This is a genomic window from Duganella sp. Leaf61 (genome assembly GCF_001421905.1).
In the GTDB taxonomy this organism is placed as follows: Bacteria; Pseudomonadota; Gammaproteobacteria; order Burkholderiales; family Burkholderiaceae_D; genus Rugamonas; species Rugamonas zoogloeoides.
This window is the reverse complement of record NZ_LMLM01000012.1, coordinates 423,931-436,856: the sequence shown is the minus strand read 5'-3', so window position 1 is coordinate 436,856 and position 12,926 is coordinate 423,931. Positions and strand designations below refer to the sequence as shown.

General features: G+C 56.5%; 9 protein-coding genes. 6 read left to right on the top strand and 3 right to left on the bottom strand.

Features of this window, described 5'->3' with window-relative positions:
• Nucleotides 1-5: 5 nt before the first annotated feature.
• The 4 genes from ASF04_RS27460 to ASF04_RS10915 all read left to right on the top strand — a co-directional run bounded on the left by ASF04_RS27460 (nt 6) and on the right by ASF04_RS10915 (nt 4,287).
• The gene (locus tag ASF04_RS27460; RefSeq protein ID WP_156368601.1) at nt 6-1,247 is read left to right on the top strand and encodes a hypothetical protein; all 1,242 of its coding nucleotides are present in this window, start codon (nt 6-8) and stop codon (nt 1,245-1,247) included.
• A gap of 4 nt (nt 1,248-1,251) precedes the next feature.
• Complete coding sequence (locus tag ASF04_RS10925) at nt 1,252-2,304, top strand: glycosyltransferase (RefSeq protein ID WP_082488686.1); 1,053 nt, start codon at nt 1,252-1,254, stop codon at nt 2,302-2,304.
• A gap of 74 nt (nt 2,305-2,378) precedes the next feature.
• Nucleotides 2,379-3,317: a glycosyltransferase family 1 protein gene (locus ASF04_RS10920; protein WP_056141077.1), complete on the top strand. Its 939-nt coding sequence runs from the start codon at nt 2,379-2,381 to the stop codon at nt 3,315-3,317.
• Nucleotides 3,318-3,357: 40 nt separating this feature from the next.
• Nucleotides 3,358-4,287, top strand: a complete 930-nt coding sequence (locus ASF04_RS10915) for a glycosyltransferase (protein ID WP_156368600.1) — start codon at nt 3,358-3,360, stop codon at nt 4,285-4,287.
• A gap of 117 nt (nt 4,288-4,404) precedes the next feature.
• Here the strand turns inward: ASF04_RS10915 and wbaP are convergent, their stop codons facing one another.
• The gene (gene wbaP, locus ASF04_RS28175; protein WP_229205003.1) at nt 4,405-5,763 is read right to left on the bottom strand and encodes an undecaprenyl-phosphate galactose phosphotransferase WbaP; all 1,359 of its coding nucleotides are present in this window, start codon (nt 5,761-5,763) and stop codon (nt 4,405-4,407) included.
• Here wbaP and ASF04_RS27450 point away from each other — a divergent pair.
• Nucleotides 5,743-5,994 (top strand): hypothetical protein, encoded by a 252-nt coding sequence (locus ASF04_RS27450; RefSeq protein WP_156368599.1) that lies wholly within the window; start codon nt 5,743-5,745, stop codon nt 5,992-5,994. The two genes, wbaP and ASF04_RS27450, sit on opposite strands and share 21 nt — an antisense overlap.
• 129 nt (nt 5,995-6,123) lie before the next feature.
• Here ASF04_RS27450 and ASF04_RS10905 read toward each other — a convergent pair whose 3' ends face one another.
• Both ASF04_RS10905 and ASF04_RS10900 read right to left on the bottom strand, forming a co-directional pair.
• Complete coding sequence (locus tag ASF04_RS10905; RefSeq protein ID WP_056141072.1) at nt 6,124-6,486, bottom strand: diacylglycerol kinase; 363 nt, start codon at nt 6,484-6,486, stop codon at nt 6,124-6,126.
• Nucleotides 6,487-7,049: 563 nt separating this feature from the next.
• Nucleotides 7,050-9,680, bottom strand: coding sequence for an esterase (locus tag ASF04_RS10900; protein ID WP_229205002.1), 2,631 nt, complete (start codon nt 9,678-9,680; stop codon nt 7,050-7,052).
• Nucleotides 9,681-10,026: 346 nt separating this feature from the next.
• On the opposite strand from ASF04_RS10900, the gene ASF04_RS10895 reads away from it, so the two are divergent.
• The gene (locus ASF04_RS10895) at nt 10,027-12,771 is read left to right on the top strand and encodes a TonB-dependent receptor (protein ID WP_056141070.1); all 2,745 of its coding nucleotides are present in this window, start codon (nt 10,027-10,029) and stop codon (nt 12,769-12,771) included.
• Nucleotides 12,772-12,926: the final 155 nt, after the last annotated feature.

Below are 12,926 nucleotides of genomic sequence, written 5' to 3'. Positions count from 1 at the left end.
TCGACATGAAGTTTTCTATAGTTTTTTTGGCATTCCTGTTGAATATGTCAATATATTGTATTTTTTCAATTAAGTGTAAGTCCTGGTTAAATATTCTTACGCCAATGTTTATCCTGAGTATGCCTACGCTCTATATTTTTGAAATGTTTTACCTATATCATAATGTCGACCCCCTCTCTGAAATTGGATATTGTATTGTTTATTTAGTCTACACGTTGCCGGTATTGTTTTTTTCTATCGGTTACATGTATGTAGCACCGCTGAAAACTCTTGTGTTAATAAAAAGCACGACTGCAAGTACAACAAAACCTGCCCTTGTATTTCTCTTTTTTGCGGTTTTTCTTTATCTTCCCGTGATGAAAGAATTTGCAGGCGATCTTTTGAGTCCGAGAGCGATTTATACAGCAACACGAAGTGGATTCGGCTTGAGCTATTATGGATCGGCTGTCGCTTGCTATATTTTTTTAATTTTAGCCCTATTTAATTCATCGTGGGGTACTCCTCTAAAAACGATTGCTGTTCTATTTTCTTCGTTTTTTGCTTTCATACATGGGAGTAAAGGGCAAGTCATGACGATTCTGTTCGTAGTTTTGGTTTATTTTATTTGCACTTCAACACGAAAATTGAAATTCTGGGTGGCGTCGGTAATTGTTGTTATATTTGGTGTGGTCGGCGCTACAGCATTCTATAGCTCGGTAAAAGGTGTTGAAATTGAAGATTTAATATTGGTTATGGCAGGTTATTCGGATTATACACGTAACGCGGTGATGTTAATTGATTCGAGTCGAGGTTTCGAATTTGGAAAAATATTCTTCGAGGATAATTTTTTCTCGCGTATTCCGCGCGCATTTTATCCAGATAAGCCTAAAGATTTTGGAAGTTTTGCTCTTGCCTTGCAGTATTTTCCAGATTCCTTTTACCGTGATGCAGGTGTTCCTTCGTTCGGTGTGGGTGCCTTTTATGCCGATGTAGGTTTGCTGGTTATACCATTATCCACAATTGCAGGATTCATTGGTGGGATGTCGTCTCGAACGCTCATTGCCCGGCTGCGGATGTACGGAAATCCGGGTGATTTTATTCTGCTATGTTATCTGATCGGAATCGTCCTAATACCTATCGGGGTTGGTAATTTGTTGCCTGAGCATATAGTTCTTGCATTTTTTGTCTACATCATCTCTCGTAAAAAATTTACTGATCTTAAAATGAAAAATGATGGGTGCTCCCCTATCAATTCGATGAAAGTTTGAATTTATGGGACGTAAGATCCTAGTAGTGGTTTCTGGACAAGTAGTTGGCGGACATGAAATTCAACTCAAAACTATTTTAGAAGATCTGTGTGCGATTCACGACGAAGTGGAGGTTGTTTGCCACGCCGCAGCAACCCATGTGTACTTTTCTACGCTTAGCTGTCCAGTGCATCATGTTGCATTCGGCTCTGAGGGAAAGGTGTGGCATCAGTGGCGCTCGGCGCCGGACATCGCAGCCGCGCTCGCCCCCGAGTTTGCCCAGGCGGCCACCGTAATGGTCAGCGGCGGTACGATCGAGGCTTGTATCGGCGCTGCAAGAGCCGCGAAACTTAGCCAGTCCAGCACCAAGGTGGTGGCCTATGTGCCGATGTATATCGATCGTTCGCTGTCCCATGGCATGGTGGGCCGTGTCTATAACGTCATCGTCAATCGGATGGCGGGCGTGGTCGATGAGTACCTTACCATCAACCGCATCCAGGCCCACCTTCTGCGCAAACATTACGGGCGTCCTGTGAGGGTACTGGAGAACGCGATCCAGACGGTACACGCGCCGGTCACTACCAAAGGTAAGCGCCTGATCTTCCTGGGACGATTCGACGATGGTCAGAAAGGACTGGTCGAAATGATCGAATTGCTCGACCACCAAGACAATCCATATGCCGACGTGGTCATGATCGGTGATGGTCCCGACCGTGCGGCGATCGTTGCCAAAGCCCAAGCTGCCAAGCATATCAAGGTAGCTTTCCAGCCCTGGATGTCGGTTGCCGGCGTGGATACATTCGTGGGCACTGAAGACAGCTTGATCATGAACTCGCGCTGGGAAGGCGAACCGCTGGTCGTGCGCGAGTTCACCGCGCGCGGATTGCCATGTGTGGTCCGCGACATTACTGGCATGCGCGGGGTGACAAAAAAACGTTTGCGGTTTACCGATGGCGAGTCGCTGGTGCATGCGCTCAAGCTGGTAAACAAGGGGCCAGTCCGCGATTTTGTCCACACACAACGTCAGCCGCAAAACAATCGCAAAGCGATCATTGCGTTGAGTCTGAATTTAAAATAAGCGTTATTATTGGGTCACGCAATATGAAAATCGCAGTTGAATCTAGTTGGAGCGGTCCCACCGGGATAGGAAGAATGTTGAACGAGGTGCTTGCTAGAAAGCCAAAGCAAGTTGAGTTGATCAGCATCCGCGAAGGGAAGCCGAATTCGGCAATACTGACGACGGCGGCGTTATCGCTCAGCATAAAAAAGTCCGGTGCTGATAAATTCTGGTCTCCTGGATTCATTCCACCCGTCACCTCATTTGGAGTTCCTAGTGCGATTACAATCCATGATCTGACGCATCTCCATTACTTCGATTGGAAGCATAAAGCTTATTACAACGCAGTAATCAAACCGCTTTTAAGCACGGTTGATGTGATTTTTACAGTCTCTGATCATGCCAGGAATGAGATCATTGAATGGGCCAAATTGCCCGCAGAAAAAGTGGTGCGCATATATAACGGTGTGGACCCCGCCTTTACTCCCGAAGGTCCGGTGACTGACATAGGTCGTCCATATATTCTGTATATAGGCAATCGCCGGCGTAACAAGAACATCGATGGTCTGGTCAAGGCCTTCGCCGAAAGCGGCCTTGCTAAAGAAGGATATGTTTTAGGTCTTACCGGCAAAAAAGATGATCTGATGGGTGCCCTCGAGCGCCAGTATGGCATTGAAGGCAGCATTCATTACTTTGGTTTTGTCGAAGAAGCCAATCTGCCTGCACTCTATCGCGGCGCTTGCATGGTGGCCTTTCCATCGCTGTACGAAGGTTTCGGATTGCCGGTTATCGAGGGAATGGCCAGCGGTACGCCAGTGTTGACTTCAACCGTTTCATGCCTTCCTGAGGTGGCGGGTGGTGCCGCACTGTTGGTCAACCCCCACGATGCTACCGACATCGCGGCTGGAATGCGTCGTCTGTGCAGCGACACCCAATTGCACGCACGCCTACGCGCTGAAGGCCTGGTTCGCGCCGCTCAATTCTCATGGGATCAAACGGGCCGAGGTTACTGGGACGTGCTGAGCAGCCTTTAAGTTGGCCAATGTACTCCTCATAAAATTTAACGAAGTATCTATGTCAAATAAAAAAAAAATATTGGTGTTACTAGCCTGCCGTAATGGCGCGAACTGGATCCGAGAGCAACTCGACACAATTCTTGCGCAGCAAGATGTTCACATCTCACTGCTGATTCAGGACGACAAGTCCTCGGATGGCACGCCTGCAATCATCACCGATTATGCCACCAAGCATCCGGAACGAGTAACTGTTCGCCTCAACGAGGTCGGCACAGGGTCTGCTGGCGCGAATTTTCGCAAATTGATCGCAAAGGCCGATTTTTCCGGGTTCGACTACGTTGCCTTGGCCGATCAGGATGACATCTGGTACCTCGATAAAATGAGCAGGGCAATTTCGGCTCTGCGAAGCACCGGGGCGCTCGGTTACTCTGCCGCGGTAACTGCAATCTGGCCGAATGGTAAAGAGCGCCTTCTGGGGCAGTCTCCCCATACCAGGGAGCTCGATTTTATTTTCGAGGGCGCTGGTCAAGGATGCACCTTCGTGCTGCCAGTTGCAGTCATGAACAACGTGCAGTTGTTCTGCCGGCAGCATGCCGCTGCGCTGGCAGAGTTTCATTTTCACGATTGGCTTATTTATATCCTCGTCCGGACCAATGGTGGTCTCTGGCATTTCGACCCGGCTCCTGCGATGCGGTATCGTCAGCACGATAATAACGATATGGGGGCCCGCGGTGGCGTTGCCGGTTTGAAACGTCGGGTAGCGTTGATCAAGCAGGGATGGTATATAAAGCAGTTAGTGATTGCCCTGAATATATTTCGATTGGCTGGCGGTCATGGTCGGAGAGCAATGGCATTGGACGCGCTACTGCAATCATCTCCATCATTGTCGCGCCGACTTAAGCTGTCGGAGCTCAGCTTTAACCACGGCCGACGACGCTTTAGTGACCGCAGTGTCCTTGCCTTGTTTGCTTTGCTTGGGTGGTTTTGAAAGTCGTGACAGCTAACATGCGCGGCATGTACCGCGCATTTGCTACCTGTCAGTGTCACAATGGAAAAGCGCCTGCTGACAGGCGCAAATTGCTGAGTTTATTCGAGAACGAACAGGCTAATAAGCGCCATCTTTGACAACCAGCACCTTGAACGTTCTGATCAAGATCACCAGGTCGGTAAACATCGACCAGTTTTTGACGTACCAAGCATCGAGGTTAACACGGGTTTCATAGCTCACATCGTTACGTCCGCTAGTTTGCCACAAACCGGTGATGCCCGGTCGGGCCTCGAGATAGTAACCCACCTGGTCGCCATAACGTTCCAGCTCCGCCTGGATGACCGGACGCGGACCGACCAAGCTCATCTGACCCTTGAGCACGTTCCACAATTGTGGCAATTCATCGAGACTGGTCTTACGCAGGAAGCGACCGATCTTGGTTACGCGTGGATCATTCTTCAGCTTGAAGTCGCGTTCCCACTCTTCGCGGGCGACAGGATCGTTTGCCAGCAATTCTTTCAACAGGACATCGGCGTTTACTGCCATCGTACGGAACTTGTAGCAAGGGAATGGCACACCATTCTGTCCGATACGCATGTGGCCGAAGAACACGCCGCCACCGCCACCGAGTTTTACCTGGATTGCCACCCAAAGGAACAGCGGGGAAGTCATGGCCAGCAGCAGGGTAGAACAGAACACATCGAACGCACGCTTGAGCATCTGGGGGCCGCGCTGCGCCAGGTTGTTACGCATACCCAGCACCATGATGTCGTGGGCAAAGAAATGGTTGATCGACATGCCGTGCAGCGGCAGACCGCGCAGGGACGGCACGATTTGCAGGTTGGCACAATCGCGGCTCAGTTGCTGGATCAGCATTTGCGACGATTCCATGCCGCCCTGGTCCAGCGCCAACACCACGTGCGGCGAGCCGAGCTGCTTGAGGGTGATATCGGTTTGCGAGCCCAGGTGCAGGCACGGCACCGAGCGGCCGCGACGATCGTGATATTGGGTGGCAGTAGGCGCGCTGCCTGGCAGGTCCAGGAAGGCGATCAGGTGATAGCCCATCAGGCGTTCGGCTTCGAACACGCGCGCGGTTTCACGGGCATTGGCGCCAGTACCGACGATGACCATCGGACGGCTCCAGCTGCCGTGCCGCAGCATGGTGAATTTCAGGATTGCGCGCAGGCTCAGCAGCAGAATCGGTGCCAGCGTCCACTGCACCAGTGGCAACAGGCGGGGCATTTCCCAATCGCTGAAAAATGCCAGCGCCACCTGCGCCAGGAGCAAGCCGACACACGCGTGCAGCAGTTCGCGCACTTCGCGGGCATAAGGCTTACGTTTGCTGTAATGACCCTGTGTCCAGAAAATCACCAGCGCCAGTGGTGCCAGATACAGTGACACCAACGCGCCATTGACACTGTCACCGGCAGAGATGCCCGTGAGCAGCATCAGGACATGGGTCAGCGCGGTGGTCATTGCCATTGCCAGCAGGTCGCTGCCAAGCAGCAAATTGCGCTCGGCGACCTTACTGGCATGCCAGGCTTTGCTTGGCAGAAGGAATGCATCAATTGGCTTCATGCGTCGCGGCTCCCTGCGAAAAAGAAATTGACGCCGGAATGGGCGACATTTGTGCAGATTGCACGCTGCAAGCTACGACGGCATACGCCGCTGGTGTGTGGAATCACGGTATCAAATACGATCATGTGATCGCTTCATTGTGTTGTTGAAAAAAGAAATTTAAACGTTAAGGCATTGTACTTGCCGGGGGAAGTCTCTGCAATTTCGCTCATGTAACATTCCATATTTGCTAAGCGAGCGATGTTGCGACGCAACACGTCAATATTGCACAAGAAATGTTTCGTACAAAAAACATGTAAATAAAGCAATTCCAGTGACGCTGAGCAACAATACGGCACCTGCTGCACAGTCTTTGGCCAGGCCTATGGCGGGATGGGGGGCGGGATGCAAATGGTCGAGCGCATGCTCGAGCGCGCTATTGAATAACTCCGCAGCTAGTACCAGGCCGCAATTGAGCAACAACAGGGCCCACCACACGGGGGCAGGTCGCAGCCATAGCAGGGTGATGATGACACCCACGGCGGCGGCAGATTGTTGGCGCATACTCATTTCGGTGCGCCATGCACTGACGATGCCATGCCACGCAAACCCGAGGCGCCTGTAGAAGGGCTGGTTTTTCATGGGGGAGAACAAGAAAACTGCGGCCGGCCCAAGGGCCGGCCGCAGTGCACGATCATTACCGTACCACGTGGCACGGTAGCAACCGCAATAATTAACGAGCGTGGTGGCTGGTTGCGTGGTGGGTGGTGCCGGAGTTCGAATCCGAAGCAGCCGCGCCAACAGCTGCTACGGCTGCGCCGATAGCAACCAAGGCACCAGTGCTCAGGCCAGCTGCGGCACCAACGCCGGCAGCAGTACCGGCGCCAGCACCGGCACCAGCGCCAGCAGCGCCGGTCGTGGTGGTGCCAGCAGCTGGAGCAGGTGCGGTTTGAGCGAAAGCTTGGCCAGCGGCGAATGCCAGAACTGCGGCGGTGATAGCGATTTTTTTCATGTTGGTCCTCTGAGGTAAGTAAAGAGACATCTTGACTACGATAGCCATTGTACCGGCTTTTGTTTATCAATCAATTGGATATGGAAAATAATTTCTAAATTGCAAGTGATTATTGATAACCTTGCGTTGTTTTTGCATTGATTGTGATATTTGCGCGACAAGACTGAGCGGATCAGCGCGGGTTTAGCGCTGGTCATTTATCGGCGTCAAGGCCGTTTGGGCGCGTGATGGTATCACCGAACAGGCTTGCCTGAGGCTCCGGACGAAAAGCGGGCATGATGCGTACCCCGTACAGATCGACATGGTTGGACGCCCCTTGGGCGCCGCCGGCATCGCCATAAGTACTATTGCTCTGTAAGTAACTCATATTGTAAAAATCGCGCAACTCGAGCCGGTAGTTACCCGGCTCCAGGTTGGCGTGCAGCGGAGTCGAGTATGACGGCCCCGCGCTTTCAGGCGAGTGTGGCATTTGCACCACGCCACCTGCCATCTGGCGTCCAGCTGCATCCATCACCGCCAGCCATTTCACGCCGCCGCTGATGCCCAGGTTGATCTGGTGCGCGGTATTTCGATACAGAATTTGCAGCGCATAGTCGCCGCCGCGTGCGATACGGATCTTGCGCACGCTAAAGGTGTCGGCGGGGGCTCCCCAGTGGGAAATGCGGCCGGTCCTGGTCTCGGCGCGGAGGTTAGACCGCACGCGCGCGTCACCGGCGCCGATGGTCTGGCCGGCTTGCACGCATGCTGGTGCGCTGTGGTGGCTGCGGTTGCCCGAGCTTGTGTAAATCGCTTCCACCGCATAGCAGGCGTTGCCGGTCTTGCCCGGTGAGCGGTCGGTCCAGGTGCTGGCGCTCAAGCCCTGTGCGACCTGCTGGCCGTTGCGGTAAATGTTGTACACCACGCCCTGGGTGTCGCCGGGGTAGGCGATGCGCACTGTGGTGGCGCCCCTGGTTCTCGGTGCCAGCGTGGCGCGCGGCTCGAACGGCGCATACAGCGCGGGATCGGCCTGGTACGGCTGGCCGTCCACGCGGCGGATCGCCTGCTGGCCGGGCAGCAGTGCTCCCAGGCGGATCTCGACCAGGTTATCGTCCGCCAGCGCCGACCAGTCCAGCGCCGCACCGACCTGCTGGCCGTTCACGGTGATGCGGTCGATGGCGTAATAGCCTTGCCGGCCCACAGGTGCTGTGGCGAGCGGTGGCAACAGCAGCTTGACCTGCAGGCGTTTGCCGCGCAGTTGCAGGTTGTTCAGGGTGGCAGTGTCGCTGGCGCCGAACGCTTCGCGCCGCAGCTTGGCCGTCACGAACGGCCGCAGGGCGAGGCCGGTGTCGGTGGTGTGCACGCCGAAGATCTCGCCCACCACCATGCCCAGGTAGCCGCCGATCGACCACAGCATTTGGCGCGAATTGACCACGGGCCCGCTCAGGTCCGCTTGCGCCTGCTTGTCGGCCAGCAGCGGTTCGCCCGACAGCCATTCGAAGTTTTCCATGTTCGACAGGTTGAGGGCGGCGCCGCGCAGCAAGGTGTCGTAGGCGGCATCGGCCACGGCTACGTTGCCGGTCATGGCGGCGGCACGCAGGCCGTGCGCCGTGACGAACGGCCACATGGCGCGGTTGTGATACACCGCCACGCCCGGCTGCTGCGGGAAGATCACGGGCGCACCAAGTGGTCCGTGCGGGTAACGGGCGAGGATGCTTTGCGCCTGCGCGGGGTCGGCGATGCCGTGGAGGATGGCCAGCGACTGGCCGAGCCAGTCGTACTTGTAGAGTGCGGCGCCGTCGAAGTGGCCGGCTGTCAGGCTGCTGTACATGCCGGCGTCGGCCTGCCAGAAGCGGCGGTTGATGGCTGCCTTGAGGTCGGCAGCCCAGCCGGCGTAGCGCGCGGCCGGTGCGGACTCGCCCTGCTCGCGCGCCAGTTTGGCGGCCAGGGTCAGCGCCTGGTGATGGGCGACGTTGGTGGAAAGCGCCTTGGCGGTGGCCATGCTGGCCAGGTCGCCGGGGATCCAGGCGGCATAGCTTTGTTCGCGCCAATCGAGGAACGATTGCTCGCCGTTGTACAAGCCATCCACCGGATCGAAGGCGGCGAGGCGGTCGTTCTCCAGCGTGTTGCGCAGGGCTTTCAGTGCCGTGACGGCAAATGCCTGGCGCTCGGCGGGCGGCAGCGCCTTCAACGCTTCGTCGGCGCCGAAGGCCCAGCTCATCCGGTCGGTGCTGACCGGCCAGCTGCCGCCGCTGCCCGTGTCCTGGACGATTTGCAGGCCGTCGGCCGTGCCTGCTACTTCGGGGCCGGGCGTGACGCCGGCGCGGTAGCCGGCCAGTTTGAATGCTAGCGAGTTGCGCACGCGTTGCGGGTCGAGCATGGCCAGCGACAGCGCGGCGGCGTACGACAGGTCGCGGGTCCACACGTAATGCCACAGTTCACCGGTCTTGAAACAATCGCAGGCGATCGGCTGGCCGCCGTTGTAGCTGCCGTCCTGGATCTGGCTGACCGCATCGCGCCGCATTTCCACGCCTGCCAGCGCGAACAGCGCGTCGAAACCGAGATTGCCAGTGCGCACGGTGGGGAGTTGCGCGGTTTCCGCGTAGCCGGTTTCCTGCTTGCCATCAAGGGCCTCGCCCTGGCGTACGCGCTGGGTGGTCGCGTGCGTGTAGTTGCGCAGGACAGCGCCGGCGTCGGGCGTGGCATAGCGCACGGTGTTCTGCTGGCCGTCCCAGGTGGGGTAGTGCGCCGTGGTGCTGGCCGGGGTTTGCGCCATGGCGGCGGGCAGGGCCAGCGCCATGGGGAGGGCGGTGACCAGCGCCCGCAGTTGTAATTGTGTGGTGTGCATGAGGTTCTCCGTTGCCGTTCGTAGTCGTACTACACGGCGATTTTTTAGGAAAGGCAGTTTTCTGGCATTTGCTTTCAGAAATGGATGGTTTTTGCGAGAAAACTGTAGTTCTGCTACATATGCTTTGACGAAGTATTGTAGCTGAAATACAACGAGAACCGCGTGATCCCAGGCTAAGCCCCGTATGGCGCCAGTGGTAAAGTGTAGTTGGCAGGAAGTTCAATTGACATCGAATCTAGTTTTAGTACAAAATTCTTCTCGGAACGTCTTTAGAACGTTATTTTCTTGGTTCTCATGTAGTCGTTGACTACAGAGAAATTATTAGTGTCGTGTAGAGGGGACATCAATGAGTATCTTCGCCAACAAGCGCAGCACAGCTGCCTTCCAACTCAATCCGGTCGCAGCGGGGTGCGCGTTGTTTGTCGCCGCCTTCGCCATGCCAGCTTTCGCCCAGACCGCGCCAGCCGAGGAAGCCCCTGCGGCGGCCCAGGCGCCGATCGCATCCGTGGTTGTATCTGGTATCCGTCGCGGTATCGAGGACGCCATCTCGGTCAAAAAGGATTCGAATTCCATCGTTGAGGCGATCTCCGCCGAAGACATCGGCAAGCTGCCCGACGTCAGTATCGCCGAGTCGATCTCGCGCCTGCCTGGCCTGTCTGCCCAGCGGGTGGCCGGTCGTGCCCAGGTGATCAGCGTGCGCGGTCTGTCGCCGGACTTTGCCACCACCCTGTTGAACGGCCGTGAGCAAGTTTCGACCGGCGACAACCGCAGCGTCGAGTTCGACCAGTATCCGTCGGAACTGATGGCGGGCGTGACCGTCTATAAAACCCCGGACGCCGGCCTGGTCGGCCAGGGCCTGTCGGGCACCATCGACATGCAAACCGTGCGTCCGCTGGCATTCTCCGGCCGCACCGTGGCGCTCAACGCCCGCGGCGAGAAAAATTCGCTGGGCAAGATCGGTAACGCCAAGGATACCGGCACCCGCTTCTCGGCCAGTTACATCGACCAGTTTGCCGACCGCACCATCGGTGTGGCGCTGGGCTACGCCCGCCTGGAAACCCCGATCCTGTCGAACGAGACGGGCCTGTACGAGCCATGGAAGCGCGATACGCGCACTGGCCTGCCGGCCGGCACCTTCGCTTCGGATGGCATCAAGGCCGTGGCCCGCAGCGGGCGCAACGAACGCGACGGCCTGATGGGCGTGCTGCAGTACCGTCCGAACAAGCAATGGACCAGCATCATCGATGTGTATGCGTCGCGCTTCAAGGCTGAGGAGACCGCCAACCAGCTGGAAATTTCCCTGTCACAGTCGGAGTCGAACTATAACCCGGTCACGGTCAACAATGGCACCATCGCTGGCGGCACGCTCAACAATGTGCGTCCGCTGGTGCGTGGCATGTACAACAAGCGCAAGGATGACATCCGCGCCTTCGGCTGGAGCAACGAGTACAAGTCGAGCGACTGGACCATCTTCGGCGACATCAATTACTCCAAGGCCAAGCGCAACGAGACCGGTCTGGAAAACAATCTGCAATACAGCAATGGCGGCGCGTCGGCCATCCTGGACAAAGTCAACCTAGGCTACGGCAATGGCGGCTTCTCGCAACTGACCCCGGGCCTCGACTACAGCAACTCGAACAACCTGTACGTGGGTAACACCATCTACGGCTCGGGCTACGGCAAGGTGCCGAGCGTGGAAGACGAGCTGAAAGGCGCCAAGCTGACCGCAAATGTACGCGCATCGGGAGAGCTGGAAAAAGCATTCTCGAGCTTTGACTTCGGCGTCAACTACGCCGACCGCAGCAAGAGCAAGACCCAAGCCGAAGGCGCCATCGACCTGGTTGGCGGCGCAGTGGCCGTGCCGGGCAACCTGCAATACGGTTCGATCGATCTCGGCTTCGCCGGCGCCGGTTCGATTCCGAGCTGGAACGTGCCAGGCTTCGTCAGCCAGTACATGTCGTTCCGTCCAAGCGCAGACCTGACCTACCTGATTCCAAAAGCGTGGACCGTCAACGAGAAGGTCGTCACGACGTTTGCCAAGGCGAATATCGATGCGGAGCTGTCGCCTGCGGTGAGTCTGCGTGGCAACATCGGCGTGCAGATGCAGAACACCAAGCAGTCGTCGGACTCGCGCTACCTGGACAACAGCAAACCAGCCGGCAACCAGATCCAGCCGATTCATGATGGCAAGAGCTACACCGACATCCTGCCAAGCATGAACCTGGCGTTCGGTTTCGACGGCCAGCAGACCGTGCGCGTGGCCCTGGCCAAGCAACTGGCGCGCCCGCGCGTGGACCAGCTGCGTTCGGCGCTGGAAATCAACGTCGATACCACCAAGGGCGAACCAAACGGCAGCGGCGGCAATGCGCAGCTCGATCCGTGGCGCGCCAAGGCATTCGACATTTCGTACGAGAAGTACTTCGACAAGAAGGCGTATTTTGCGGTGGCGGGCTTCTTTAAGAAACTCGACACGTACATCTTCACCCAGACCCGTCGTACCGATTTCTCGAACTATTTCCCGGCCGACTTCCTGATGACCAATGGCCAGCCGCTGCGCTCGCGCATCGGTGACTATAGCGCTGCCTATAACGGCAATGGCGGTATCCTGAAAGGCTTGGAACTGTCGGGCTCGATGCCGTTGAACATGCTGACCAAGACCCTCGACGGCTTCGGTGTGTCGGCCAGCGCCACCTATACCGACAGCAAGATCACCATCGAAGATCCAAGCGGCAGCATCGGCAACAACATTCCTCTGCCGGGCCTGTCCAAGCGCACGACCAACCTGACCGCCTACTACGAGAAGGATGGTTTCGAAACCCGCGTGAGCCAGCGTCGCCGTTCCGACTTCGTCGGCGAGATCGGCAACTTCTCCAACGACCGCGCGCTGCGCTATGTTGTCGGTGAAAACATCGTCGACTTCCAGATCGGCTATACCTTCAATACCGGTGCGATGAAGGGGGTGGGTCTGGTGCTGCAAGTGAACAACCTGCGCAACGCCGCCTACGAAACCTATAACGGCGACCGCGCCCAGCAGTTGGAATATGCGAAGTATGGTCGTACCGTGATCGCGGGCGTGAACTACAAGTTCTAAGCTGCTGTCTCCGCAGTGTATTTGGACCTCCGCGGGGAAACCGGCGGAGGTTTTTTTTTGTTCGCCGCCGCTACAAGTGGGATACTAGTGAAAATGTCAAGATGGCGCCGGCCTGGTGCCGATGGTGACAGGCTATATAATGTTGTCGCACCGAG